Below are 25,309 nucleotides of genomic sequence, written 5' to 3' on the forward strand. Positions count from 1 at the left end.
CACTTTTCATGGTGAAACGGGGGCCGTAGGCACTTGCCAGCCGCCGCCCAGCGCCTGGATCAGCGCCACGGCCGCCGTCTGGCGGTCGGCCTGCAGCTGCACCAGCGCCCGGCGCGCGCTGCGTGCCGCGGCCTGCGCGGTGATCACTTCGGTGAAGCTCACCTGCCCGGCCTTGTAGCGGTTCAGCTGCTGCTGCTCCACCTCGTCGGCGGCGCGCGAGGCCTGCTCGCGCAGCACCTGCTGGGCCTGCAGCACGCGCGCGGCCACCAGCTGGTTCTCCACGTCCTGGAACGCTGCCAGCACGGTCTGGCGGTACTGCGCGGCGGCCAGGTCCAGCGCCGCGCGCGCCGCGTCCACGCGCGCCGTGGTGGCGCCCGCATTGAACAGCGACTGCGCCAGCGAGGCGCCCAGCGCCCACACCAGGTGCGAGGGGCTCAGCAAATCCTCGATGCGCGGGCCGCTGGTGCCCACCGAGGCACTCAGCCCGATGCTGGGGTAGTAGGCCGCCTGCGCCACGCCAACCTGCGCATTGGCCACGGCGACACGGCGCTCACGCGCCGCAATGTCGGGCCGGCGCTGCAGCAGGTCGGATGGCAGCAGCACCGGCACCGCGGGCACGGTGGGCCGCCACTGCGCCTGCGCGGGCAGGCTGAGCGCGGCCGGCGCGCGCCCCGTGAGCACGGCAATCGCATGCTCGGACTGGGCGCGCTGGCGGCTCAGGGTCAGGTCATCGGCGCGGGTGTTGGCCAGCTGGGTTTCGGCCTGCAGCACATCGGTGCGCGGTGCGATGCCTGCGTCGTAGCGGTTCTGGGCGATCTGGCGCGAGCGCTCGTAGCCCTCGATGGTCTGCGCCAGCAGCGCGCGCTGCACATCGGTCTGGCGCAGGGCCACATAGGCCGCCACCAGTTCCCCCTGCGCCGACAGCCGGGCCGAGGCCAGATCGGCCGCGCTGGCCGCCGCCGCCGCTTGCGCGCCCTGGGCGGCCTGGCCCAGCCGGCCCCAGACGTCGGGCTCCCAGCTGGCCCCGATGCTGAGCTGGTAGCTGCTGCGGGTACCGGCGCTGCTGCCCTCGCCGCCGCTGCGGTTGGCGCCCAGGTTCAGCCCCACGGTGGGGAACATGGCGGCGCGCTGCTGCGCCAGCAGCGCGCGGGCCTGCGCATACGAGGCCACGGCCGCCGCCACGTTCTGGTTGGACACCTCGACCTGCGCGGCCAGCGCGTTGAGTTCGGGGTCGTTGAACAGCGTCCACCACGGCCCGCGGTCCAGCGCATCGGCCGGCGCGGCGGTCACCCACGGGCCCTGCTCCTTGAAGGCCGCGGGCACGGGCGCCTCGGGGCGCTGGTAAGCCGGGCCCACGGCACAGCCGCCCAGCGCCAGCAGCGCCGCAACCGCCACCGCAGACAGCGTTGAGCGCGATGCTCCGGTGGGCCACTGCGAAGGCACAGTGTGGGCGGGCAGAAAAGGCAGGGGCAGTCGCATGGCGGTCACGCAGGTTGGGGGTTGTTGTGGCGGCCCAGCTCACGCTCCAGCGGGCCGCGCCGGCGCAGCTTGTCCATCAGCAGGTAGACCACGGGCGTGGTCAGCAGCGTCAGCACCTGGCTGGCGATCAGGCCGCCAATGATGGCAATGCCCAGCGGCTGGCGCAGCTCGGCACCTTCGCCAAAGCCGATGGCCAGCGGCAGCGCGCCCAGCGCGGCGGCCAGCGTGGTCATGAGGATGGGCCGAAAGCGCAGCAGGCAGGCCTCGCGCACGGCGGCCAGGGGCGTGAGCCCGCGCGAACGCTCGGCGTCCAGCGCAAAGTCGATGATCAGGATGGCGTTTTTCTTGACGATGCCAATGAGCAGGAACAGGCCGATCAGCGCCATGATGGAAAAGTCCATCCCGAACAGCATCAGGGCCAGCACCGCGCCCACCCCGGCCGACGGCAGTGTGGACAGCACCGTGACCGGGTGGATCAGGCTTTCATACAGCACGCCCAGCACGATGTAGATCACCACGATGGCCGCCAGGATCAGCAGCGGCTGCTCGCCCTGCGAGTCCTGCGCCGCGCGCGCCGTGCCCTGGAAGCTGCCGCGCACGTTGCGCGGCATGGCAATGCTGGCCTCGGCGTCGCGCACGGCTTGCTGGCCGTCGGCCAGGTTGGCGCCATCGGCCAGGTTGTAGGAAATGGTGGTGGCCAGCTCGGCGTCCTGGTGGGAGACGGAGCTGGCCGTGGGCCGCTCCGAGAAGCGCGCAATGGCCGACAGCGGCACCATGTTGCGCGCCGAGGTGCTCAAGGCCTGGCCGGTGGACTGGTTGCGCAGCGAGGGGTTGATCGGGCTGCTGGTTGACGTCAAGGACGCCGAGTTGCTGGCGGCCAGCCGCGCCGGCACGTAGATGTCCTTGAGCGATTCGGGGCTGCGCGTGTAGCGCGGCGCCACGCCCATGATCACGCGGTACTGGTTCTGCTCGCCATAGATGGTGGCCACCTGGCGCTGGCCAAAGCCGTTGTACAGCGCGTTGTCAATGTCGCGCGAGCTGATGCCCAGGCGCGCGGCGCTGTCCTTGTCGACCTCGACATAGGTTTCCACGCCGTTTTCCTGCTGGTCGGTGTCCACATCGACCAGCGCGTCCTGCTGCTTCATGGCCTCGGCCAGCTTCGTGGCCCACAGGCGCAGGTCGGCCACGTTGTCGCTCTTGAGCGTGTACTGGTAGGTGGAGTTGCTGGAGCGCCCGCCCATGCGCAGGTCCTGCACCGGGTTGAGGAACAGGCTGATGCCCGTGACCGCGGCAAGCTGTGGGCGCAGCCGCGCGATCACGGCCTGGCCCTTGTCGGTGCGCTGCGAGGCCGGCTTGAGGTTGATGAACATGAAGCCTCCGCCGGGCCGGCTGCCGCCGGTGAAACCCACCACGGTGTCCACGGCCGGGTCGGCGCGGATGATGTCGATGAGCTGGCGCAGCTTGTCCTGCATGGCCTGGAACGAGATGCTCTGGTCGGCCCGCATGCCGCCCGAGATCTGCCCCGTGTCCTGCTGCGGGAAGAAGCCCTTGGGCACCCGCGTGAACAGGTAGACGTTGAGCCCCACCACCGCCACCAGGATGGCCATCACCAGCCAGCGCGCATGCAGCGCCCAGTCCAGGCTGTGCTCGTAGCCCCGGTGCAGCCAGCCAAAGCCGCGCTCCAGCCCGCGCGCCAGGCGCCCGGGCGGCCTGGCTCCCTCCCCGCCACCGGGCTTGAGCAGCCAGGCGCACAGCATGGGCGTGGTGGTGAGCGAGAGCACCAGCGAGATCATCACCGCGGCCGACAGCGTGACCGCAAACTCGCGGAACAGCCGCCCCACCTGCCCGCCCATGAACAGCAGCGGGATGAACACCGCCACCAGCGACAGGCTGATGGACAGCACCGTGAAGCCCACCTCGCGCGCGCCCAGCAACGCGGCCTTGAAGCGGTCCATGCCGGCCTCGATGTGGCGGCTGGTGTTCTCCAGCACCACGATGGCGTCGTCCACCACAAAGCCCGTGGCCACGGTGAGCGCCATCAGGCTCAGGTTGTTGAGCGAAAAGCCCAGGAAATACATGACGCCAAAGGTGCCCAGCAGCGACACGATGGTGGCAATGGCCGGGATGAAGGTGGCGCGCACGCTGCGCAGGAAGGCACTGACCACCAGCACCACCAGTGCGATCGCAATGGCCAGCGTGACCTCGACCTCGTGCAGCGCCGCGCGGATGGAGTTGGTGCGATCCGACGCCACGGCAATCCTGATGTCGGACGGCAGCTGGGCCTGCAGCTCGGGCAGCAGCGCGCGCACCCCGTCCACCGTGGCGATCACGTTGGCGCCGGGTTGCAGCGTGACCAGCACGATCACCGCGCGCTCGCCGTTGAACAGGCCCAGCGTGTTGATGTTCTCCACGCTGTCGGTCACCTCGGATATGTCAGACAGGCGCACGGCCGCGCCATTGCGCCAGGCCACGACCAGGCCCTTGTAGTCGGCCGCAGTGCGGCCCGAGCCATTGGGCCCGGTGCCGGTGTAGATCTGCAGGCGCTGGCCCGAGACCTCGATGTCGCCCTTGGGCCGGTTGACGCTGCCGGCCTGCAGCGCGGCGCGCACGTCCTCGGTGCTGATGCCGTACTTGTTGAGCGCAAACGGCAGCAGGTCGACGCGCACCGCGGGCTGCGAGCCGCCGCCCAGTTCCACGTCGCCCACGCCGGCCACCTGCGACACCTTTTGCTGCACCACGTTGGACACCGCGTCGTAGATCTGCCCCGGCGAGCGCTTGGGCGAGGTCAGCGCCAGGATGATCACCGGCGAAGCCGACGGGTTGGCCTTGCGGTAGGTCGGGTTGCTGCGCAGCGTGGACGGCAGGTCGGCGCGCGAGGCGTTGATGGCGGCCTGCACCTCGCGCGCGGCGGCGTCGATGTTGCGGTTCAGGTTGAACTGCAGCGTGACGCGCGACGAGCCGTTGCCGCTGTTGGACGTCATTTCATTGACGCCGGCGATCACGCCCAGGCGCCGCTCCAGCGGCGTGGCCACGCTGGTGGCCATGGTCTCGGGGCTGGCGCCGGGCAGGCTCGCGCTGACCGAGATCACCGGAAAGTCCACCTGCGGCAGGGAGGCCACGGGCAGGAAGAAAAAGGCGCCAATGCCCGCGAGCGCAATGCCGATGGTCAGCAGCACGGTGGCCACCGGCCGCCGGACAAAGGGCTCGGACAGGTTCATGCGCCGGCCCCCTCGGCGCGCCGGGCCGCCGGCCGCAGGCGGCGCCCCAGCCGGTCAAACGCGAGGTAGATCACCGGGGTGGTGAACAGCGTGAGCAGTTGGCTCACGATCAGCCCGCCGAAGATGGCCAGGCCCAGCGGGCGGCGCAGCTCGGCGCCCTCGCCCCAGCCCAGCATCAGCGGCACCGCCGCGAACAGCGCGGCCAGCGTGGTCATCAGAATGGGCCGGAAGCGCAGCCGCGCCGCCTGGCGGATCGCCTCCAGTGGGGTCTTGCCCTCGCTGCGCTCCGCGTCGATCGCGAAGTCGATCATCATGATCGCGTTCTTCTTGACGATGCCGATCAGCAGGATGATGCCGATGATGCCGATCACGCCCAGGTCGCTGCCGGTGATCATCAGCATCAACAATGCGCCCACCCCGGCCGACGGCAGCGTGGACAGAATGGTCAGCGGGTGGATGTAGCTCTCGTACAGCACGCCCAGCACGATGTAGACGCAGATGATGGCCGCCAGGATCAGCCACAGCTGGTTGGCCAGCGAGGCCTCGTAGGCGCCCGAGGCACCCAAGAAGGTCAGCGTCACGCTGGGCGGCAAGTTGATGTCCCTGGCGGCCTGGCGGATCGCGTCCACGGCGTGGCCCAGCGAGACGCCGGGTGCGGTGTCAAAGCCCACGGTGGTGGCCGGGTACTGCGCCACGTGGGTGATCTGCAGCGGGGCCCGGCGCTCGCTGATCCTGGCCACCGCCGACAGCGGCGTGGCGTCGCCCGAGGCGGTGCGCAGCTGCACCATGCCCAGCGAGGCCGGCGAGGCCTGCGATTCAGGCCGCGCCTCGAGGATCACGCGGTACTGGTTTGTCTCGGTGAAGATGGTGGACACGATGCGCTGGCCAAAGGCACTGTACAGCGCCTCGTCGATGCTGGACGCGGTGATGTTCAGCCGCGAGGCCGTGTCGCGGTCGATGTCCACATAGACGGCCGCGCCCTGCGAGTCGGCGTCTGAGACCACATTGCGCACCTGCGCCACATCGTGCAGCCGCGCGGCAAGCTTGCCGGCCCATTCGATCACGGTGGCGTTGTCGGCCGATTCCATGGAAAAGCGGAACTGCGTGGGCCCCGATTCCGAGTCAATGGTCAGGTCCTGCACGGGCTGCAAATACAGCGTGATGCCGGGCACGGCCTGCGCGCGTTCGCGCAGGCGCTGCATCACCGCCTCCTGACTGCCGCGCGCGCTTTTGAGGTTGATCAGCATGCGGCCGGTGTGCAGCATGGTGTTGTTGGCCGCGTCCACGCCGACAAAGCTGCTGAGCGTGGCCACCTCGGGGTCGTCCATGATCAGCCGCGCCACGCGTTGCTGCATCTGCGCCATCTGCGGGTACGACACCGACTGCGAGGCCTCCACGCGCGCCTGCAACTGCCCGGTGTTCTGGGTCGGGAACAGGCCTTTGGGCATCCAGATGTACAGCAGCACCGTGAGCGCCAGCGTGGCCAGCGCCACCAGCAGCGTCAGGCCCTGGCGCGCCAGCACCCAGCCGAGCATGGCGTCGTAGCGCGCGATGATGCGGTCGTTCCAGCCTCGCTGCCCTTCGACAGGCTCAGGGCGAACGGAGCCATCTTCCGTTCGGGCTGAGCCTGGCCTGTCCTGAGCTTGCCGAAGGGTGGAAGCCCGCAACCACCGCGCCGACATCATGGGCACCAGCGTCAGCGACACCAGGGCCGAGATCAGGATGGTGATGGCCAGCGTCACCGCGAACTCGCGGAACAGCCTCCCCACCACGTCGCCCATGAACAGTAGCGGGATCAGAACCGCGATGAGTGACACGGTGAGCGAGATGATGGTGAAGCCGATCTCGGTGGCGCCCTTGAGCGCCGCCTGCATGGGCGGCTCGCCGTCCTCGATGTGGCGCGAGATGTTCTCGATCATCACGATCGCGTCGTCCACCACAAAGCCGGTGGCAATGGTCAGCGCCATCAGCGACAGATTGTTCAGGCTGTAGCCCAGCAGGTACATGGCGCCGCAGGTGCCGATCAGCGAGATCGGCACGGCCAGGCTGGCAATCACGGTGGCGCGAAGGCTGTGCAGGAAGGCAAAGATCACCAGCACCACCAGCACCACCGCGATCAGCAACTCGATCTGCACATGGTGCACCGAGGCCCGGATGCCCGTGGTGCGGTCCGACAGCACATCGACCTTGAGCGCCGGCGGCAGGCCGGCCGTGAGCTCGGGCAGGCGCTGCTTGATGGCGTCCACCGTGGCGATCACATTGGCGCCGGGCTGGCGCTGCACGTTGAGGATGATGGCCGGGCGCAGCTGGCCCGACGCCACCGACCAGGCACCCAGCTTGATGTTCTCGGCGCTTTCCACCACCTGGGCCACGTCGCGCAGGCGCACGGGCGCGCTGTTGCGGTAGGTCAGCACCAGGTTGCTGTAGTCGGCGGCGGTCAGCAGCTGGTCGTTGGAATTGATGGTGTAGGCCCGCGTGGGGCCATCAATGCTGCCCTTGGCGCCATTGGCATTGGCGGCCCCGATGGCGGTGCGCAGGTTGTCCAGCGTGAGGCCGTAGGACGCGAGCGCCCGGGTGTCGGCCTGGATGCGCACGGCCGGCCGCTGCCCGCCCGACAAGGTGACCAGCCCCACGCCCGCCACCTGGCTGATCTTGAGCGCCAGCCGGGTGTTGACGAGGTTCTGCACCTCGGTGAGGGGCAGCGCCTCGGAGGTGATGGCCAGCGTGAGCACGGGCGCATCGGCGGGGTTGACCTTGGCATACACCGGTGGCGCCGGCAGGTCGGCCGGCAGCAAGGACCCGCCAGCATTGATGGCGGCCTGCACCTGCTGCTCCGCCACGTCCAGTGCCAGGCCCAAACCGAATTGGAGAGTGACAATCGACACGCCCGCCGCGCTGGTGGACCCCATGCGTGCCAGGCCGGCCATCTGGCCGAACTGGCGCTCCAGCGGCGCCGTGACGGTCTGCGCCATCACCTCGGGGCTGGCGCCGGGGTACAGCGTCTGGACCTGGATGGTCGGGTAATCCACCTGCGGCAGCGCCGACAGCGGCAAAAACCGCAGGCCCACCAGCCCCGCCAGCACGATGGCCAGCATCAGCAGCGAGGTGGCAACGGGCCGCTGGATGAAGGGACGCGACGGACTCATGGGCGTGCTGCTCTGCGGCCGCTCATTGGGCGGCGCCCTGCCCACCGGCCGCGCGCCGGCGCTCCACCGTCTGTTGCCAGCGGTCCAGCGCCGCCGGGTCGCCGCGGTCGAGGGCCTCAAGGAAGCGACGGCGCCGCTCCAGCTGCTCGGGGTCGTCGCGCACCGCGTCCAGCATGCGCTTGCGCTGCTCGGCCGTGGGCAAGGGCACGCCGCCCGATGCGCCGGCCGCTGCACCGCCCTCCTTGGCCGCTGCCGCACCCGCGCCTGGCGGCCTGGCTTGACCGGCCGCGGCGCCGCCAGATCTGGGCGCCGGGCCACCGCCGGGTTCGCGCGTCATGGGGCCTGCGGGTGACGAAGCGCCCGGCTGCAGGGCCGGCGCACCAGCGCCACCCGCACCCCCCGCACCACCGGCGGCACCGCCCTGGCGCCTTGCGCCTGGCCGGCCGCCCCCGGTGCCCGGCGCATCGCCCGGCAACATCACCCGCGAGCCTTCGCGCAGGCGGTCGGCGCCCTCGGTGATGACGCGCTCGCCCATGCTCAGGCCGCTGGTGACCTGCACCTTGTCCACCGTGGCCTGGCCACGGGTCACGGGGCGGATCGTCACGGTCCGGTCGTCCTTGAGGACGAACACGTAGTCGCCGTTGGAGCCGGTGCGCACCGCCGCCACCGGAACCACCACGGCGCCCTCCACCGTCTTGAGCTGGATCTGCACATTGACAAACTGGCTGGGGAACAGCGCGAGGTTGGCATTGGCAAACCGCGCCTTGGCCTTGACGGTGCCGGTCTGCACGTCGATCTGGTTGTCCAGCGCGGCAAAGGTGCCCGTGCCCAGCACGATGCTGCGGGTACGGTCCAGCACCTTGACCGGCAAGGCCGCGCCCATGCTGTGCTGCAGCGTGGCCGCCATGTCCTGGGGCACGGCAAAGGCCACGTCGATCGGCGAGACCTGGGTGATCAGCGCCACGCCATTGGCATCGCCCGCGCTGATCAGGTTGCCCACGTCCACGGTGCGCAGGCCCACGCGCCCCGCGATCGGCGCGGTGATCCGGGTGTAGTCCAGGTTCAGGCGTGCCGTGCCTTGGTTGGCGCGGGAAATCTGCGCGGTGGCGCCCAGCTGCTTGACCAGCGCGGTCTGGGTGTCCACGTCCTGGCGGGCAATCGAATCCTGGGCCAGCAAGGTGGTGTAGCGCTGCAGCGTGACGCGGGCCGCCTCCAGCTGGGCTTCGTCGCGCAGGCGCTGGCCGGTAGCCTGCTGCAACGCGAGTTCAAAGGGCCGCGGGTCGATGATCGCCAGCAATTGCCCCTTGGCCACCGTCTGCCCTTCCTTGAACAGCACCTGCTGCAGGATGCCGGACACCTGGGCCCGCACCCTGACCGTGGCCTGGGGCGTGACCGTGCCCAGGGCCTCCAGCGTGACCGGAATGTCGGATTGCGCTGCCGTGGCCACGCCCACCGTGGTGCCGCCCCGCGCCCCGGGCGGACGGGCCCCGCCGGCCCCGAACATGCCGGGCGCTGAGGCCGTGTCACGGTGCGTCAGGTGCCAGGCCAACCAGCCGACCCCACCCACCACCAGCAGCGCGATCACGGTTCCGATGAGGGTCGCCCGGCGGCTGACGCGACGCGGTGGGGAAGCGGTGCCGGTGGCTGGGTGAGCGGGCGACTCAGGCTTGATCGGGTCCATCGGTGTCCTGTTTTCTTGAGGGTCGGGTCACCGGCGCGTCTGGGAGAAAACCGGGCGCCAGCGCGCGGCACCGGGCCGCACAGGCTGGATCATCCGCGATTACTGTATCTGTCTGGTTAACTTGGGTTGCGTGGGCGCAAAGCGCCCGGGGGCCCTACCGGCCCAGGGTGCGCCGTGCCAGGGTAACCACCGGCGCATCGACCATGCGCCCGTCGAGGCTGAAGGCGGCATCGCCGTGGGTCTCAACCCCCGCCATCACGCGGCGGGCCCAGTCGAGCTCGGCCTGCGAGGGCGCAAAGGCGGCGCGCACGCCGGCCACCTGCGCCGGGTGGATGCACAGCTTGCCGCCAAAGCCCATGCGCCGGGCCCGCGCGGCATCGGCCGCCAGCCGCGGCGCGTCGCCGGTGGCCACGGTCACGCCGTCCACGGGCGCGGCCAGGCCGGCGCGGCGCGATGCGCGCACCAGCGCCAGGCGCACCGGCAACAGTTCGGCCTCGTCGTCGGCGCAGGCCATGCCCAGGTCCAGCTGGAAGTCCAGGTGGCCAAACACCAGCCGCAGCACCTGGGGCGCGGTGGCCAGGGCGTCCAGCGCATCCAGCCCGGCCCCGGATTCCACCAGCGGCAACAGCGCCGCCTGCGGCCCCAGTGCCCCGGCCAGGTCGGCCAGCACCCGGGCCGATTCGGCCTTGGGCAGCACCACGCCCACCAGGCCCTGGGCGACGCACCGCGCGGCCAGGGCGATGTCGTCGGCATGCCAGGGCGTTGCGGCGGCGTTGATGCGCAGCAGCACGCGGCCGCGTTCCGCGGCTGCCAACGCTTCGAAAGCCTGGGCAAATGCATCGCGCGCGGCGGCCTTGTCTGCACTGGCGACCGCGTCCTCCAGATCCACGATCACCGCGCCCGCGCCACTGGCCAGCGCCTTGGCCAGGCGCTCGGGCCGCGTGGCCGGCACGAACAGCAGGGTGCTGGCATGGGCCAGCGCGGCCTGCGCGGTGCCGGGCGGCGCGGTCATGCGCCCGCCAGCAAGCGCCCGACCGCGGGGGCCTGCGCAATCTGCCAGAGCCGGTCGATCGCCGCCTGGGCCTCGGTGGTGCCGGCGGCACCGCCGTAAGCCGCCAGCCGCAGCGCCTTGGCCGTGATCTCATCGCGGCTCAGGGTGTTGCCGGGGTCGCCCTTGGGTTCGTCGACCCGGCCCGCCAGCACGCGGCCATCGGTGGTGTGCACCGTGACCTTGCCGATCCAGCGGCGCGGGTAGGCGGCGTCCACTTCGGGGTCCAGTTCCATGCGCACCTTGTCGCGCAAGGCTTTGGTGGCGTCGGCCGAAAAGTGCGCGTCGAACTCCGTCAGGCCTGCGTAGCCGTGCTGCGCGGCCAGGGCCAGCACCGTGCCCATGGAGAATTTGCTCTGGTGCACCGTGGCCGGGTTCACCACGGGGCCCAGCACGTCGATGGCGCCCTGGTGCACATGGGTGACCACCTGCGCGATGTCGGCCGGCTTGAGGTGGTGGGCCTGCATGACCTGCAGCAATGCGTCGGCCGCCGGGTGGGTGTGGCGGCACGAGGCGTGGTACTTGAACGAGGTCTCGGCCGTGGCCCAGCGCGTGCCCAGGCCATCGACCAGCCGGCTCGGGTCGGCGTCGGTCGACATGCCAGCGGCCATGCCCTGCGGGCCTTCCAGAATCTGGGCCGCGCCGGTGAAGCCGTCCTGCGCGAGGTAGGCCGCCATCAGGCCGGCGGCGGCTGAATGGGCCGTGTGCAGTTGCTTGGAGTCGGCCGCGGTGCGCAGGAACTCCCACAGGCCCGACGACTGCGTGCCGGCCGAGCCAAAGGCATGCTGCATCTGCGCGGCGTTCAGGCCCAGCAGGTGGCCGGCCGTGGCGGCCGCCGCCAGCGTGCCCGCGGTGCCCGTGGTGTGGAACACCTTGTAGTGCGAGCGGCCCAGAAATTCACCCACGCGGATGCCCACCTCGTAACCCGCCACCGACGCCGTGAGCAGGCGCTGCCCGCTGGCGCCCAGGGCCTGCGCCACCGCCAGCGCCACCGGGAAGACGATGGTGGCCGGGTGGAACACCGAGCCGTTGTGCACGTCGTCTTGCTCGGCCACATGCGAGGCTGCGGCGTTGACCATGGCCGCGACATAGGGGCTGGTGGTGGTGCGGTGGATCAGCACTTCCGACGGGCCAGACGCAGGCCCCATGGCCGCCCCAAAGCGCGCAATGCTCTCCACCGCCCTGGCCCCCTTGCCCGCGAGCGCCGAGCCAAACCAGTCCACCAGCAGGTCTTCGGCCTTGCGCACCACGGGGGCGGGAATCGATTCAAACCTCAGGTCAGCGGCAAACGCCGCAAGTCGTGCAGTGGTCATGATTTTCTTTGGGGGTCAGATTCCAATTAAAACGTCCATCAGATGGCCTTGGCTTCGCGCAGGGCCGCAATGTCGGCCTCACTGCGGCCCAGTTCGCGCAGGATGGCCTCGGTGTGCTCGCCAATGGCAGGCACCGGGTCCATGCGGTAGTCAAAGCTGCTGTTGACGCCTGGCGGCAGCAGCGCCGTCAACTCGCCGGCCGGCGAACCCACGGCTTGCAGCCGCCCGCGCGCCTGCAGCTGCGGGTGGGCCCACATCTCGGCCATGCTGTTCATGCGGGCGTTGGCAATGCCCGCGTCGTCCAGCCGCTGCACCACCTCCGCCGCCGTCATCGCGCCGAAAGCCTGCAGGATGATGGCCTTGAGCTCGGCGCGGTGGGTGTTGCGTTTGGCATTGGCGTCAAAGCGCGGGTCTGTGGCCAGCGAGGGCTGCAGGAGCACCTTGTCGCAGAAGATCTTCCATTCGCGCTCATTCTGCAAACCCAGCATGACCGTGCCGCCATCGCCCGCCGCAAACGGGCCATAGGGGTAGATGGTGGCGTGCGATGCGGCGCTGCGCGGCGGCGGCGGCGCGCCCTCGTAGGCGTAGTACATGGGGAAGCCCATCCACTCCCCCAGCGATTCGAGCATGGACACGTCGATGTGCGAACCCTTGCCGGTCTTGCCCCGCTGCAGCAGCGCGGCCAGCACGCTGGTGTAGCCGTACATGCCGGCGGCGATGTCGGCAATCGAGTTGCCGGACTTGCAGGGTTCGTCGGGCGTTCCGGTCACCGACAGGAAACCCGCCTCGCTCTGGATCAGGAGGTCGTAGGCCTTCTTGTCGCGGTACGGGCCATCGGCGCCATAACCCGAGATGTCGCAGACGATCAGGCCGGGGTTGTCTGCGCTCAAGGCCTCATAGCTCAGGCCCATGCGCGCCGCGGCACCAGGCGCCAGGTTTTGCACCAGCACATCGGCACCCGCAATCAGTTCCTTGAGCGCCGCCAGGGCGTCTGGCTGCTTGAGGTCCAGCGTGAGGCTTTCCTTGGAGCGGTTGACCCAGACAAAATGCGAGGCCAGGCCCTTGGTGCGCTGGTCGTAGTCGCGCGCAAAGTCACCCACGCCAGGCCGTTCGACCTTGATGACGCGTGCGCCGAGGTCGGCCAGCTGTCGGGTACAGAACGGCGCGGCGATGGCGTGTTCCAGCGAGACGACGGTGATTCCGTCCAGGGGGCGGGTCATGGCTATGGGTCCTTTTATTTCTTGCGCGCTTCGCGGCAGGCCTTGTGCGGCGGGGGCTCACACTGTGGCGGTCTACGCTTCGCTTCGACTGCGCTGTGGTGCTCGATTCGGGGTCGCGCCGCAGAACTCGCTGCGTGCGCTTTGCGCACTCCGCTCAGACAACTGCGGCGAGCCAGATGACGAAGCGCGCTTCGCGCGCCGACCCCGAATCTGCGCTCCTCGCCGCCCCAGAGATCGCCCCCGCCGCACAAGGCCTGCCGCAAAGCGAAGGATTGGCGCGCCACCTGTTGGCACGCCAACCATGCTGCTGCAAAGGCGTGAGCGCATGCCCGGCAGCGCGCCTCTGAAGCGCCGAGCAGCGCGGGGCTTGCGGCCACGCGCGCAGCGCGTTCGTTGACTGACTCACCGCAGCTGTCTGAGCGCAGCGCGCAGCGCGTAGCGAGTTCTGCGGTGGGCCGCACGACCGAGCAGCGCAGGGAAGTCGCCGCAGGCGACCGCTTCAGTGAAGCGTTGCCGGGCATGCGCACACGCCTTTGCCGCACAACACTCCGCCTCATCTCAAAACGACCGCGGCATGCCAAGAATATGCTCGGCAACATACGAATAGATCAGGTTGGTCGAGATCGGCGCCACCTGGTACAGCCGCGTTTCGCGGAACTTGCGCTCCACGTCGTATTCGCAGGCAAAGCCAAAGCCGCCGTGGTACTGGATGCAGGCATTGGCCGCCTCCCAGCTGGCTTTGGCCGCCAGGTACTTGGCCATGTTGGCCTGGGCACCGCAGGGCTGGTGGGCGTCAAACAACTCACAGGCCTTGTAGCGCATGAGGTTGGCGGCTTCCACTTCAATGTAGGCGTCCGCAATCGGGAACTGCACGCCCTGGTTCTGCCCGATGGGGCGGCCGAACACCACGCGCTCGCTCACGTACTGGGTCACGCGGTCCAGGAACCAGTAGCCGTCGCCAATGCATTCGGCGGCGATCAGGGTGCGCTCGGCGTTCAGGCCGTCCAGGATGTACTTGAAGCCCTGCCCTTCCTGCCCGATCAGGTTCTCGGCCGGAATCTCGAGGTTTTCGAAGAACAGCTCGTTGGTCTCGTGGTTCACCATGTTGGCGATGGGCCGCACGGTCATGCCGGTCTTCTCGGCCTGGCGCAGATCCACCATGAAGATGGACATGCCTTCTGACTTTTTCTTCACCTCGGCCAGCGGCGTGGTGCGGGCCAGCAGGATCATCCAGTCGGAGTGCTGCACCCGGCTGATCCAGACCTTCTGGCCGTTGATGACGTAGCGGTCACCCTTTTTCACGGCCGTGGTCTTGATCTTGGTGGTGTCAGTGCCGGTGGTCGGCTCGGTCACGCCCATGGACTGCAGGCGCCATTCGCCAGAGGCGATCTTGGGCAGATACAGCGCCTTCTGCGCCTCGGAGCCGTGGCGCAGCAGCGTGCCCATGTTGTACATCTGGCCGTGGCAGGCGCCGGAGTTGCCGCCGCTGCGGTTGATCTCTTCCATGATGACCGAAGCCTCGGTCAGACCCAGGCCCGAGCCGCCGTAGTCCTGCGGGATCAGCGCCGCCATCCAGCCGGCCTTGGTCAGGGCATCGACAAAGGCCTCGGGGTAGGCGCGGTGCTCGTCCACCTTGCGGTGGTATTCATCAGGGAACTCGGCGCACAGGGCGCGCACGGCGTCACGGATGTCGGCGTGGTCGCCATCGAACTGGGTCTTGATCATGAATTGCTTCCAGAAATGAATCGCGGCAGCGTCAGGCCAGCGTGGCCGTGGCCTGCATGGTGAGCCAGCCTTCATGGTCCTGTGCCCACAGCTCCACCGTCTTGCCATCGGCCGACGGCTTGCCGCTCACGCGGAACGGATGCAGGTCAAAAGTGGGGCGCACCGCTTTGAAATTGAACGTCGTGAGCACCGCGCCGGGCATTTGCCGGCGCACCAGGTCCACCAGCAGCGTGGCAATCAGCGGGCCATGCACGATCAGGCCCGGGTAGCCCTCGACCTGGGTCACGTACTGGCGGTCGTAGTGGATGCGGTGGCCATTGAACGTGAGCGCCGAATAGCGGAACAGCAGCACATCGTCAGGCGTGATGTCGCGCGTCCAGGCTGCGTCGCCGCGGGCCGGTGTGGGCGGCGGCGCCGGGTCGCCTGGCTGGGCGGCGGCGCGGTAGACGATGTCGTGTTCTTCGGTCAGCGCCAGGCCGGCTGCGTTGTGAACCTCGTGCTGCACCAGCACAAACACCAGGTCGCCGGTGCGGCCAGCCTTGTGCGTGACGGACCGGATGGTGGACACGCGCCGCACCGCCTCCCCCACCCGCAGCGGCTGGTGCCATTGCAGGCGGCCACCGGCCCACATGCGGCGCGGCAGCGGCACCGGAGGCAGGAAGCCCCCGCGTTTGGCGTGGCCATCGGGGCCCAGCTCGCTTTGCCGCGCATGGGGCAAAAAGTACAGCCAGTGCCACAGGGGCGCAAGCTCCGCGCCGGGCACGGGCGCGGGGTCATCGCGGTCCAGCGTGGCCGACAGGGCCCGCACGGGGGCGGCGGTCAGCTCGTCGTGCAGGGTTTCGCTGCGGCCTTGCCAGCCTTGAAGGTGGGCCAGCAAGGCGGCGTCCACGGTGCGCACGGCATTTTCATCGGTCATGGCGCCATGGTCGCGCGTCGGGCGCCGGGGCGCAATGCGCCATTTCGGAACCAAGCCTTCTGAAAATCAGAAGCCTCGGCTACCATGCCGTCATGGAATTTGACCTCACCGACCTGCGCCTCTTTGTGCTGACGGCTGACGAAAGCAACCTGACCCGCGCCGCCGCGGGCCGCCACCTGTCGCTGGCCGCGGCCAGCGCCCGCATCAAGGCGCTGGAGCAACAGGCCGGCCTGGCCCTGCTCTACCGCGAGGCGCGCGGTGTGCGGCTCACACCGGCGGGCGAGGCCTTTCTGCACCATGCCCGCGGCGTGCTGCGCCAGGCCGAGCAGCTGCGGGTGGACCTGCAGGACTACAGCGGCGGTCTGCGCGGCCACGTGAGGCTGTTTGCCAACACCACGGCGGTGACCGACTTCCTGCCCGAGATCCTCCCGGCGTTCCTCAAGGCCAACCCCAAGGTCAATGTAGACCTTCAGGAAAAACCGAACGCTGACATTGCCCGGGGCGTGCTCGACGGCCGGGCCGACCTGGGCATCGTGGCGGGCCAGGTGGACACGCTGGGGCTGCGCGCCATCCACTTCAGCACCGACCGCCTGGTGCTGGTGGTGCCGCGCAGCCACCGCTTCGCCCGGCGCAAGCGCATGGCCTTTGCCGAGACGCTGGACGAAGATGCCATCGGCATGAACGAGGGCAGCACCCTGCAGGCCTTTCTGGCGCAGGTGACCGACAAGCTGGGCAAGCCGCTGAAGCTGCGCATCCAGCTCAGCAGCTTTGATGCCATGTGCCGCATGATTGGCGCCGGCGTGGGCGTGGGCGTGGTGCCTGAAAGCGCGGCACTGCGCAACCTGGCGCCGCTGAATCTGGCCGCCATTGAGCTTACCGACGCCTGGAGCGTGCGCGAGCGCTACATCTTGGTGCGCGAGCGCGAGGCCCTGCCAGCCTACAGCCAGTCACTGATCGAGACGCTGTGCGCGCACTATCGGCCGCAAGACGTCGCGCAGCCTAGGACTTTCGCGGCTGCAGCTTCCCGCGCCGGGCAGGTTGCGCCTGCGCCGCCAGCGCATGGGCCAGTGCGGCCACACAAGCCTGCAGAAGCGGGCTGAGCACCCTCCCCTGCAGTGACAGCACCTGAACACGACGCTGCTCGAACTGCGGCTGCACGATGGGCAATGCCAGCAACGAACCGGCCCGCACCGCATGGGCAGCGCTCAGGTAGCTGGACAGGGTGGGCGCCTCCCCTTTGATGGCCAGGGCCAGCAGGGCCGGAAAATTTCCAGAGTAAATCACGTCATAGTGCAGCCCCTGCAGGCTGCAGCACAGGTCAAGAACCTGGCGCACCGTCGTGCCTGAATCTGGCAACGCCAGGGGGTGGCGCACCAGTTCGGCCACCGTCACGCGCCGCAACCGTGCCAGCGGGTGCGAAGGCGACACCAGCGCCATGATCGGGGCCCTGCGGTTGTGCTCGATGCGCAAGCCTTTCTCCGGTGCGACGGCAAACTTGACCCCGATGTCAGCCTCGCCGCGCAGAAGCCAGCGGCCGATTTCATCGGGCGCGCCCACCTTGAGGTGCATGCCAGAGCCGGGGTGCTCCGCGCGAAACGCTGCCATGAAGTCGGGCATGAAGCCCGCAGTCAACCCTTCGGTACAGGCCATGTGGATACGGCCGGCCTGTTGGCTCGCCAGACCCAGGAGGTCTTCGGCCACCCGGTCTGTCTCCTGCATGGTGCTGCGCACCCAGGCTGCCAGGCGCTCGCCGGCATCGGTCAGGACCATGCCGCGCGGCTGGCGTTCGAACAGCGCACAGCCCAGGTTGTCCTCGAGTTTGGCCACCTGACGACTCACGGCCGATGGCGCCACATGGACACGTCCCGCCGCCTCAGTGATGGAACCCGTTCGCGCCACCTCGAGAAAGTAGCGGGTGGCCGTGGACAACAGGGGAGAGGACATTCAGCGGACTCCGGTTGCCGAAAAGGCATGTCAGCGTTGCAAATTCTAATATTGTGAATCCAATAGTTGATTCATAGAATTTTTCGAATGAACTCTCCAAGCGCCTCTGCCCGGCAACAACTGTCCGCCTCCCTTGCGGACTACTTCGACGGCCATGGTTTTGAATCGGACCTGGCCCGGCGAGTGGCATGGCAAACCGAAAGCGACACGGGTTCACCCACCCCGGAGCTAGAGGCTTACCTCACGCGCGAGCTCACGCCCGCACTGGAACGAATGGGCTTCGACTGCCTGGTGGCCACCAACCCGGACAGCCGTGGCGGCTCCTTGCTGATCGCCAGGCGGATTGAAGACCCTGCGCTGCCCACGGTGCTGACCTACGGACACGGAGACGTGGTCAACGGTCAGGCGGACCGCTGGCGCGAAGGCCTGAATCCGTGGCGCCTGGAGACGGAGGGACCTCGCTGGTATGGCCGCGGAACCGCGGACAACAAGGGCCAGCACACCATCAATCTCGCCGCACTGGAGCACACCCTGGCCGCGCGTGGCGGCGCGCTTGGCTACAACGTGACTGTGCTGATTGAAATGGGTGAAGAGGCCGGCTCGCCTGGCCTGCGTCCATTCTGCGAACGGCATCGCAACACCCTGGGCGCGGACCTGCTGATCGCTTGCGACGGCCCCCGCGTCGCCGCAGACCGGCCCACCTTGTTCCTGGGGGCCCGCGGGGCACTCAATTTCAGCCTGCGGGTTCAATGCCGCGAGCAGGGCTATCACTCCGGCAACTGGGGGGGCGTGCTCGCCAATCCGGCCATCGTACTGGCCCACGCCATGGCCAGCCTTGTCGATGAAAAGGGGCGCATCAAGGTCGCAGCCTGGCGACCCGATGCCCTGCCCCTCAAGGTGCGTGAACTTCTGCGGGGCGTCCCCGCAGGCGGCGGCCCGGACGACCCCGCCATTGATCCCTCCTGGGGCGAGCCCGGACTGACGCCCATCGAAAAGCTGGTGGGCTGGAACACGCTGGAAGTGCTGGCCATGGAGGCGGGCTCACCGCGGCGCCCTGTCAATGCCATTCCACCTTCGGCCGTGGCCCATTGCCAGTTGCGTTTTGTGGTGGACACGCCTTGGGAAAATGCCAGGGACGTCCTGCGCAGCCACCTGGACGCCGCGGGTTTTCCGATGGTGGAGATCGAGGTCACGGCACGCTCGTCCGCCACCCGCCTGGACCTGTCCAGCCCATGGATCGACTGGGCCTGCCGTTCCATGGAGAAAAGTGCCGGCAAACCGGTCTGCGTTCTGCCGAATCTCGCGGGCTCGCTGCCCAACGACGTCTTCGCCGGGCTACTGGGCCTGCCCACCTTGTGGGTTCCCCACTCCTACCCCGCATGCGCCCAGCACGCGCCCAATGAGCACCTGCTGGCCCCCGTGGCCCGCGAGGGCTTGCAAATCATGGGCGGCCTGTACTGGGATCTGGGCGAACCCGGCGGCCCGCCCTGGCGCCACAGCCCGATCACCCCCTGATTTCCAACCCCACCGGAGATATCCATGCCTTTCACTTCGCGCCGCCTCGCGCTGGGCGCCCTTGCCAGCGCCGTTGGCTCCCTGAGTTTCCCCGCGTTGTCGCTGGCACAGACCTGGCCGGCCAGACCCGTCAAACTGGTGGTGCCGTTTCCGCCTGCCGGTGGCACCGATCTGGCAGCACGCATCGTGGCCGAACGGCTGGCCGTGCGACTCGGGCAGCCCGTGGTGGTGGAGAACAAGCCGGGCGCCTCGACCGCGATTGGCGTGGTGTCGGTGAGCGCCGCCGATGCCGACGGCTACACCCTGCTGTTCTCGGGCTCCAGCAGCTACACCGTCAACCCGGCAGTTCGCCGGAGACTGAGTTATGACCCTTTCAAACAGCTCACGCCCGTGGCCATGGTGGCGCGAGCGCCGCTGGTGCTGGTGACCTCGGGGAGTGGTCCTTACAAGACCCTGAAAGACGTGCTTTCCAAGGCTGCCGCCAATCCTGGCGTAGTGACCTATGGCACCTTTGGTGCAGGTTCGGCGCCTCACCTGGCAGGTGAACTGCTGGGAAATGCAGCGGGCGTGAAACTCGCACCCATCCCCTACAAGGGCAGTTCGGAGGCCTCGATTGGCACCATTCGCGGCGACATCAGCATGGGTATAGACACCATGGCATCGGCCCGTCCGCACATCCAGTCGGGCAAGCTGCGCGCGCTCGCTGTCATCAGCGACAAGCGCTCGCCGCTCATGCCCGCCGTGCCCTCGCTGGGTGAACTGCAACTGGGTTCGGCTGTGCTCGATGCCTGGTACGCGGTCGCCGCCCCAGCCGGGCTGCCACTGCCCATCCGGGACGCCCTGCTCAAGGCGTTGACCGCTGTCATGGCAGAGCCCGAGGTGCGCAAGAAGCTCGCATTGCAGTCCATGGAAGCCGTCTTGCTCGGGCCGCTGGCGCTGCGGGAAGTCATGGATTCAGAGATCACCCGATACCGTGCCGCGGTGGCGCGTTCCGGTATTCAACTCGACTGAACCGGCCGAGGCATCTGGCAGGGGTTCAGACGGATCTCAGCTCTTGCCCGACACCCCCGCTGACTCGAAGCTCGCCATCTCGCGCAGGATGGCACAGGCCGACTGCAGCAACGGCCAGGCCAGCGCGGCGCCCGAGCCCTCGCCCAACCGCAGGCCCAGATCGAGCAGCGCCACGGCTGGTTCGCCCGCGGACGGCCCCAGATGCCGCAGCATCAGGCCGTGACCCGCTTCACCCGAGCGGTGTGAAAACACGCAGCGCTGCAACACCCGCGGCTGCAAGGCACAGGCCACCAAAACGGCGGACGAGGCGATGAACCCGTCCACCACAATCACCCGGCGCTCGGCGGCTGCCTGCAACACGGTGCCCACCATGGTGGCGATCTCGAACCCGCCGAATGCCGACAGTGCTTCAAGCGGCGTTGTTGCGCCCGCATGGCGTGCCAGCACCTGGCGCAGCACCCCGATCTTGCGCTGCACGGCAGGCCCATCCAGCCCGGTGCCGGCGCCCGTGCATTCGGCCACGTCGTGGCCCCCCAGCCGCGCCAGCAGCAGGGACGCAGCCGAGGTGTTGCCTATGCCCATCTCACCCAGCAGCACCGCGTTGCCGGGCAAGCCCTTGGCCAGTTCCATGCCATGGCGCAGGGCCTGATCGCACTGGGCGGCGGTCATGGCCGGGCCTTCCAGAGAATCCGCCGTCCCGGGTGCGATCTTGCGCACCTGCAGCCCGGGCCGTGGCGCAAACTCGTGGCGCACGCCGCAGTCCACCACGGTGAGGCTCAGGCCATGCTGGCGCGCCAGCACGCTGACGGCCGCCCCGCCCGCCAGAAAGTTCTCGACCATCTGCCAGGTCACGTCGCTGGGATAAGCCGACACACCACGGGCCGCCAGACCATGGTCGCCCGCAAACACCACCATCTGCGGCTGCGCCAGTTGCGGCGTTTCAGTGCCCAGGATCAGGCCCAGCTGCAGGGCCAATGCTTCGAGTCGCCCGAGCGAGCCAAGCGGCTTGGTCTTCTGGTCGAGCTTGTGCCGCAGGCGTTGGGCCAGTTCGGGTTGGGCGAGGTCTGGCAGATCAGGAAGATGCATGGTGCCTTGGGTTGTCAATGGATGAGGGAGCGAAGCACGCCAGGGGTGAAATGCGCCTCGATGAAATCGGCCAGGCCGTCAAACACGCTGTCCAGGGTGGGCGCGGTTGCGCCAAACAGGGCCTGCAGCACGGCGGGGTCTTCAAACAGGCCGTGCAAATAGCAGCCCAGCACATTGCCGGCGGCGTTCTGCCAGGCCAGGCCATGGGGCATAACGGGTTGCGCCACGTCACCCGCGGCCGCCATGGCCGGGTGCTGCGCGGTCTGGCCGTGGTGGATTTCGTAGCCCGATACGGCGACGCCCGACAAGCCGGCCCACGAGCCCCGCAGCGCGTCAAACCGGGCCTGCGTGCGGCGTACCGTCTTGTCGGCGTCAAACACCGTGACCAGGGGCAGCAGACCCAAACCGGGCGCATTGCCGTCGATGCCATGGGTGTCGATCAATGCCTCGCCCAGCATCTGCAGGCCGCCGCACACGCCCAGCACCGCCCCACCCCGCGCGGCGTGTTCGGTGACCGCGCGGTCCAGCCCCTGCGCGCGCAACCAGGCCAGGTCGCTGCTGGTGTGCTTGCTGCCGGGCAGGATGACCCAGTCGGCACCCGCGCAGTCGGCCGGTGTACGCGCCCAGACCAGGCGCACGCCGGGCACGTTCTTGAGCGGCTGGAATTCATCGAGATTGCTGATGCGCGGCCAGGCGATGACGGCCACGGTACGCGTGACGGCGCCGGCCGCGCGGGTCTTGTCGTCAAACACACCGTCCTCCTCGGGCAGGCCGTGCTGCCACCACATGGGCAACGTGGCCACGGTGGGGGTGCCGGTCTTGTCCTGCAGCAGCTGGGGCGCAGGCGCCAGCAACGCCGCATCGCCGCGAAACTTGTTGAGCACAAAGCCGTGGATCAGCGCGCGTTCGGCCTCGGGCAGCAGCGCCCAGGTGCCATAAAGGTGGGCAAAGGCGCCGCCGCGGTCGATGTCGGTCACCAGCAGGCAGCGCGCCTGCGCGTGCAGGGCCACGCGCATGTTGACGATGTCGCTGTCATGCAGGTTGATCTCGGCAGGCGAGCCCGCGCCTTCGATCACCACCACGTCGTTTTCAGCGCGCAGCGCGTCCAGCGCCTGCGCGATCACCGGCCACACGCTGGCGCTGCGCCCACGCCAGGCCATGCGCGACAGTTCGGCGTTGACCTGGCCCATGAGCACCACCTGGCTGCGCGTGTCGGCCTCGGGCTTGAGCAGCAGCGGGTTCATGCGCACCTCGGGCTCGGCCCTGGCCGCGAGCGATTGAAAGTACTGCGCACTTCCGATCTCGCCGCCTTGCACCACCCTTGCGTTGTTGCTCATGTTCTGCGCCTTGAACGGCGCCACCTTCAGGCCCATGCGCGCGTAGTGGCGGCACAGCGCCGTGGTGAGCCAGCTCTTGCCGGCGCCGCTGGTGGTGCCCAGCACCATCACGCAACGGGCGGTCATGGGGCGAGCTCCGACCAGCGGGCGCTCATGCCAGCGCCCTCACCGCAGCGGCCAGGGCATCCTGCGCGCCGGGCGGCTGCACGCTCAGGCGCACGTGGTTGGCCAGGCCAAAGGAATGGGTGTCGCGCAACTTGATGCCACGGCTGCGCAGGCCCTGCAGCGACAGCCCCTCACCCGGTCGCGCGCAGAAAAAGTTGGCGTCGCTGGCCAGGCCGTGCCAGCCCAGCGCTTCGCACACCGCCAGCTGCCGCGACTTCCAGGACCGCAGGGTCTGGCGGCTGCCGGCCAGCCACTGCTGCACGGCGCGCGTGCACCAGGCTTCCAGCAGCGCCACCCCGTGCACACCCAGGGGCCAGGACGGGCACAGCGCGTCCAGGGCCCGCACGGCGTCGCCGGCCGCCACCGGTGCAATGGCGTAAGCCGCGCGCACGCCCGTGAGCCCGAGCGCCTTGTTGGGCGTCCACAGCTGCCAGACCCTGGCCAGGGCCTCCACATCCAGCGCGAGGTCACCCGACAGGCGCAGCGGCTCATAGGCCCGGTCCAGCACCACGCTGCCCGGGGCGGCCGCTTCCACCAGGGCCGCCAGCCCCTGCTGGGCCGCGCCCAGCGGGCTGCCCGGGTCGCAGGCCCAGTGCAGGTCAGCGGCCCCGGCGGTGCGCACCACTTGCAGCCCATGGGCTGCTGCTGCCTGGGCGTAGTCGCCATAGGCCAGCACGGGCACGGTCACCCGGCGCGCACCCGCGCGCGCGGCCCAGGCCGTGAAGCGGAAGATGAATTCGCTGGCGCTGCCCGCCAGCACCAGCCGGGCCGGGTCCACCCCGTGGAACTCGGCCAGCGACTGGCGCAAGGCAGCGTAGCTGGCGTCGGGGTAGCGCGAGGCATCGGCCTGTGCCATGGCCACCTGGGCCCCCGGGCAGGGGCCGCAGGCGTTGCCGTTGGTCGAGAAGTCATGTAGCGGCACCCCCAGCGCGTCGGGGCCACCATGGATGCGGGCAGAAAAATCGTCGGGTGGGCGCATCAGGTCGTGGTCGATGTCGTCAGGAAAAGAAAGGCACAGGCGATCAGCAGGCAGCCCAGCACCGCTTTGGCCGCCAGCGCGCAGGCCCGGCGCATGTCGGCAGCCACCGGCAGGCGCTGGCCGGCATTGAGCGCATAGACGCCCGGCTTGCGCAGGCACACGCCCAGGGCCAGCGCCATGGCCGCCATGGGCCAGCCACTGTTGGGCGACGGCGTGCGCGCCGCTTCGCGCCACAGCTTGCCGGGAGGCAGGCCACCGGCGGCCAGGCCCAGCAACAGGGCCGTGAGGCGCGCGGGCAGCCAGGACAGCAGGTCGTCGGCGCGCGCCGCCCATTTGCCGGCCCAGGTCCAGTAGCGCCCGCCGTGCAGGCCCAGGTAGCCCCACATGGCATCGGCGGTGTTGGCAAAGCGGTAGGCCGCGGCGCCCGGCAGGCCCAGCAGCACGAACCAGAAAATGGGGGCCACCACGGAGTCGCTCAGGTTCTCGGCCAGCGACTCGATGGCGCTTTCGCGCACTTCGGATTCGGTGAGCTGCGAGACATCGCGGCTGACCAGGTGCGCCAGGCGGGCCCGCCCCGCATCGAGCGACTGGTGCAGCGCCGCCTCCACTGCGGCTGCTTCGCCGGCCAGCATGCGCCAGGCCAGCATGGGCTTGAGCAACAGGCCCAGGCCGAGCGCCGTGCCCCACCAGGGCAGCTGCATCAGCAACGCCACCGCGAGATTGGCCAGCAACAGCACCACGAGCAGCCCCAGGCTCCAGGCCAGGCCGCCGGCCCAGAAGGCCCGCCAGTCCGGGCCGTTCGAAGGCGTGCCCGGCGCGATGCGGCGCCCGGCAGCCACCAGGTAATGCCCCATCCACACCACGGGGTGCCACCTCGCCCGCGGCTCACCCCACAGGTGGTCAATGGCCAGCGCCAGCCACAGGGCCCCCAGCGCGGTCCACAGGCCCATCAGTCCTCGATGCCCCGTTGCGCGGGCACCCCTGCGTTGAAAGCGTGCTTGATCTTGGTCATCTCGGTCACGGTGTCGGCGAGCTCAATGATCTCGGGCGGGCAACGCCGGCCAGTCAGGCAGACATGCACCTCCTTCGGCCGGTTGCGCAGGGTTGCCAGCACCTCGTCCAGCGGCAGCCAGCCGTAGATCAAAGGGTAGGTGATTTCGTCCAGCACCACCAGAAAATGCCCGCCCGCCATGATGGTGGCGCTGGCCTTCTGCCAGCCGTCGCGCGCGAGCTGCGCCGAATGCGCCAGGTCCTGGCTCTTCCAGCTGAAGCCGTCACCCAGCCCCTCGATCGGGATGCCGATCTGCTCGAACATCCGGTGCTCGCCAAAACGCGCAGTGGGCACCTTCATGAACTGGTAGATCTTCACGGCCTTGCCGCGGCCATGGGCGCGCAAGGCCAGGCCAAAAGCGGCGGTGCTCTTGCCCTTGCCGTCGCCGGTGTTGACGATCACGATGCCGCGGCGTTCGCCTTCGGGCTTGTCATAGGGCTTGGCGGAGGGCGGGGTTTCAATCTGCATGGGGCGT

General features: G+C 69.1%; 18 protein-coding genes. 3 read left to right on the plus strand and 15 right to left on the minus strand.

Features of this window, described 5'->3' with window-relative positions; genetic code table 11:
- Positions 1-6: 6 nt before the first annotated feature.
- From KF796_14575 to KF796_14615, 9 genes are all read right to left on the minus strand, one after another.
- Entirely contained in the window at positions 7-1,479 is a 1,473-nt protein-coding gene (locus KF796_14575) for an efflux transporter outer membrane subunit (protein ID MBX3587859.1), read from the minus strand.
- 5 nt (positions 1,480-1,484) lie between these two features.
- A complete protein-coding gene (locus KF796_14580; GenBank protein ID MBX3587860.1) occupies positions 1,485-4,697 on the minus strand; it encodes an efflux RND transporter permease subunit in 3,213 nt (1,070 codons plus the stop codon).
- Positions 4,694-7,843, minus strand: a complete 3,150-nt coding sequence (locus KF796_14585) for an efflux RND transporter permease subunit (protein ID MBX3587861.1) — start codon at positions 7,841-7,843, stop codon at positions 4,694-4,696. Before KF796_14585 ends, KF796_14580 begins: the two co-directional genes overlap by 4 nt.
- Before the next feature lie 22 nt (positions 7,844-7,865).
- A complete protein-coding gene (locus KF796_14590) occupies positions 7,866-9,524 on the minus strand; it encodes an efflux RND transporter periplasmic adaptor subunit (protein ID MBX3587862.1) in 1,659 nt (552 codons plus the stop codon).
- A gap of 154 nt (positions 9,525-9,678) precedes the next feature.
- Positions 9,679-10,536 (minus strand): CoA ester lyase, encoded by an 858-nt coding sequence (locus KF796_14595; protein MBX3587863.1) that lies wholly within the window; start codon positions 10,534-10,536, stop codon positions 9,679-9,681.
- Positions 10,533-11,885 (minus strand): MmgE/PrpD family protein, encoded by a 1,353-nt coding sequence (locus KF796_14600; protein MBX3587864.1) that lies wholly within the window; start codon positions 11,883-11,885, stop codon positions 10,533-10,535. Before KF796_14600 ends, KF796_14595 begins: the two co-directional genes overlap by 4 nt.
- Before the next feature lie 38 nt (positions 11,886-11,923).
- Positions 11,924-13,105 carry a CoA transferase gene (locus KF796_14605; protein MBX3587865.1) on the minus strand — a complete coding sequence of 394 codons (1,182 nt, stop codon included), beginning with the start codon at positions 13,103-13,105 and terminating at the stop codon, positions 11,924-11,926.
- 558 nt (positions 13,106-13,663) lie between these two features.
- Positions 13,664-14,830, minus strand: coding sequence for an acyl-CoA/acyl-ACP dehydrogenase (locus KF796_14610; protein ID MBX3587866.1), 1,167 nt, complete (start codon positions 14,828-14,830; stop codon positions 13,664-13,666).
- A 31-nt stretch (positions 14,831-14,861) separates the two neighbouring features.
- The gene (locus tag KF796_14615; protein MBX3587867.1) at positions 14,862-15,746 is read right to left on the minus strand and encodes a MaoC family dehydratase N-terminal domain-containing protein; all 885 of its coding nucleotides are present in this window, start codon (positions 15,744-15,746) and stop codon (positions 14,862-14,864) included.
- A 92-nt stretch (positions 15,747-15,838) separates the two neighbouring features.
- Between KF796_14615 and KF796_14620 the strand changes: the two genes are divergently transcribed.
- Complete coding sequence (locus KF796_14620; protein ID MBX3587868.1) at positions 15,839-16,846, plus strand: LysR family transcriptional regulator; 1,008 nt, start codon at positions 15,839-15,841, stop codon at positions 16,844-16,846.
- Here the strand turns inward: KF796_14620 and KF796_14625 are convergent.
- Complete coding sequence (locus KF796_14625; GenBank protein MBX3587869.1) at positions 16,746-17,690, minus strand: LysR family transcriptional regulator; 945 nt, start codon at positions 17,688-17,690, stop codon at positions 16,746-16,748. The two genes, KF796_14620 and KF796_14625, sit on opposite strands and share 101 nt — an antisense overlap.
- A gap of 87 nt (positions 17,691-17,777) precedes the next feature.
- Here KF796_14625 and KF796_14630 point away from each other — a divergent pair, with 87 nt between their 5' ends.
- Both KF796_14630 and KF796_14635 read left to right on the plus strand, forming a co-directional pair.
- Positions 17,778-19,205, plus strand: coding sequence for a M20 family metallopeptidase (locus KF796_14630; protein ID MBX3587870.1), 1,428 nt, complete (start codon positions 17,778-17,780; stop codon positions 19,203-19,205).
- Positions 19,206-19,229: 24 nt separating this feature from the next.
- Positions 19,230-20,216, plus strand: coding sequence for a tripartite tricarboxylate transporter substrate binding protein (locus KF796_14635; GenBank protein MBX3587871.1), 987 nt, complete (start codon positions 19,230-19,232; stop codon positions 20,214-20,216).
- 36 nt (positions 20,217-20,252) lie between these two features.
- On the opposite strand, the gene cobT is transcribed toward KF796_14635, so the two are convergent.
- Genes cobT through cobO form a run of 5 tightly spaced genes read right to left on the minus strand, consistent with a single transcriptional unit; the run spans position 20,253 to position 25,302 of the window.
- Entirely contained in the window at positions 20,253-21,302 is a 1,050-nt protein-coding gene (cobT, locus tag KF796_14640; GenBank protein MBX3587872.1) for a nicotinate-nucleotide--dimethylbenzimidazole phosphoribosyltransferase, read from the minus strand.
- Positions 21,303-21,316: 14 nt separating this feature from the next.
- On the minus strand, positions 21,317-22,765 hold the full coding sequence (locus KF796_14645) for a cobyric acid synthase (protein ID MBX3587873.1): 1,449 nt from the start codon (positions 22,763-22,765) through the stop codon (positions 21,317-21,319).
- Between the two features lie 25 nt (positions 22,766-22,790).
- Complete coding sequence (locus KF796_14650) at positions 22,791-23,783, minus strand: aminotransferase class I/II-fold pyridoxal phosphate-dependent enzyme (GenBank protein MBX3587874.1); 993 nt, start codon at positions 23,781-23,783, stop codon at positions 22,791-22,793.
- Complete coding sequence (gene cobD, locus KF796_14655) at positions 23,783-24,733, minus strand: cobalamin biosynthesis protein CobD (GenBank protein MBX3587875.1); 951 nt, start codon at positions 24,731-24,733, stop codon at positions 23,783-23,785. The genes KF796_14650 and cobD overlap by 1 nt, the downstream gene beginning before the upstream one ends.
- The gene (gene cobO / locus KF796_14660) at positions 24,733-25,302 is read right to left on the minus strand and encodes a cob(I)yrinic acid a,c-diamide adenosyltransferase (protein ID MBX3587876.1); all 570 of its coding nucleotides are present in this window, start codon (positions 25,300-25,302) and stop codon (positions 24,733-24,735) included. The genes cobD and cobO overlap by 1 nt, the downstream gene beginning before the upstream one ends.
- Positions 25,303-25,309: the final 7 nt, after the last annotated feature.

Origin of the sequence: Ramlibacter sp. (assembly GCA_019635435.1) — a bacterium.
In the GTDB taxonomy this organism is placed as follows: Bacteria; Pseudomonadota; Gammaproteobacteria; order Burkholderiales; family Burkholderiaceae_C; genus JAHBZM01.

Coding starts and splice junctions, on each gene's coding strand:
- KF796_14575 (MBX3587859.1), bottom strand. CDS start 1,479: ATGCGACTGCCCCTGCCTTTTCTGCCCGCCCACACTGTGCCTTCGCAG.
- KF796_14580 (MBX3587860.1), bottom strand. CDS start 4,697: ATGAACCTGTCCGAGCCCTTTGTCCGGCGGCCGGTGGCCACCGTGCTG.
- KF796_14585 (MBX3587861.1), bottom strand. CDS start 7,843: ATGAGTCCGTCGCGTCCCTTCATCCAGCGGCCCGTTGCCACCTCGCTG.
- KF796_14590 (MBX3587862.1), bottom strand. CDS start 9,524: ATGGACCCGATCAAGCCTGAGTCGCCCGCTCACCCAGCCACCGGCACC.
- KF796_14595 (MBX3587863.1), bottom strand. CDS start 10,536: ATGACCGCGCCGCCCGGCACCGCGCAGGCCGCGCTGGCCCATGCCAGC.
- KF796_14600 (MBX3587864.1), bottom strand. CDS start 11,885: ATGACCACTGCACGACTTGCGGCGTTTGCCGCTGACCTGAGGTTTGAA.
- KF796_14605 (MBX3587865.1), bottom strand. CDS start 13,105: ATGACCCGCCCCCTGGACGGAATCACCGTCGTCTCGCTGGAACACGCC.
- KF796_14610 (MBX3587866.1), bottom strand. CDS start 14,830: ATGATCAAGACCCAGTTCGATGGCGACCACGCCGACATCCGTGACGCC.
- KF796_14615 (MBX3587867.1), bottom strand. CDS start 15,746: ATGACCGATGAAAATGCCGTGCGCACCGTGGACGCCGCCTTGCTGGCC.
- KF796_14620 (MBX3587868.1), top strand. CDS start 15,839: ATGGAATTTGACCTCACCGACCTGCGCCTCTTTGTGCTGACGGCTGAC.
- KF796_14625 (MBX3587869.1), bottom strand. CDS start 17,690: ATGTCCTCTCCCCTGTTGTCCACGGCCACCCGCTACTTTCTCGAGGTG.
- KF796_14630 (MBX3587870.1), top strand. CDS start 17,778: ATGAACTCTCCAAGCGCCTCTGCCCGGCAACAACTGTCCGCCTCCCTT.
- KF796_14635 (MBX3587871.1), top strand. CDS start 19,230: ATGCCTTTCACTTCGCGCCGCCTCGCGCTGGGCGCCCTTGCCAGCGCC.
- cobT (MBX3587872.1), bottom strand. CDS start 21,302: ATGCATCTTCCTGATCTGCCAGACCTCGCCCAACCCGAACTGGCCCAA.
- KF796_14645 (MBX3587873.1), bottom strand. CDS start 22,765: ATGACCGCCCGTTGCGTGATGGTGCTGGGCACCACCAGCGGCGCCGGC.
- KF796_14650 (MBX3587874.1), bottom strand. CDS start 23,783: ATGCGCCCACCCGACGATTTTTCTGCCCGCATCCATGGTGGCCCCGAC.
- cobD (MBX3587875.1), bottom strand. CDS start 24,733: ATGGGCCTGTGGACCGCGCTGGGGGCCCTGTGGCTGGCGCTGGCCATT.
- cobO (MBX3587876.1), bottom strand. CDS start 25,302: ATGCAGATTGAAACCCCGCCCTCCGCCAAGCCCTATGACAAGCCCGAA.